Here is a 441-nt window from a genome sequence, read left to right as displayed (position 1 = left end):
GCGTTTCCTGGTAGGGCGAGGAGAGGAACAACTCTACGTTCGTGTATTTGTGCACGTAAGGCGCTGTCGTCGCATCTATGAGCAGGAGCGAACCCTCCGGGTTGGTGAGGGCGTCGAACTGGACTATGCGAGAGGGCGCCTTTTCACCACGAGCGCTCATGGGAGCGTCCTTTTCTGTGAGCTGGGCGGTCAGGGTCGGCACATCATAGAAAATGGCGTCGAGCGCCGTATTGAACAAACGGCAGGCCCGGATGGCAGGCTCAATGACCTGAGGCGGCGGCTCAAACAAATTGAGAAAGGTCTGCTCCGACTGGGTCGGCAGGTTGTCGCCGATCGGCATGATCAAGCCCTCGTCACAATCTCCATCGAACCTTACCACCGTCTTTGTTGCGGTGCAGCATAATTGCGGTTCGGTTGCGCGAAATCAGACGACGAGGGGCC

Annotated in this window: 1 protein-coding gene; it reads right to left on the bottom strand. The window is 58.0% G+C overall.

Annotated features, from left to right (window positions below):
* Positions 1–340, bottom strand: a 340-nt coding sequence (locus tag EN786_RS36115) for a hypothetical protein (protein ID WP_135910037.1), incomplete at its 3' end; no start/stop codon positions are given.
* Between the last annotated feature and the right edge of the window lie 101 nt (positions 341–441).

The organism is Mesorhizobium sp. M4B.F.Ca.ET.143.01.1.1 (assembly GCF_004792275.1).
In the GTDB taxonomy this organism is placed as follows: domain Bacteria; phylum Pseudomonadota; class Alphaproteobacteria; order Rhizobiales; family Rhizobiaceae; genus Mesorhizobium; species Mesorhizobium abyssinicae.
The sequence above is the reverse complement of the archived record's forward strand: the minus strand, read 5'-3'. Positions and strand labels throughout refer to the sequence as shown.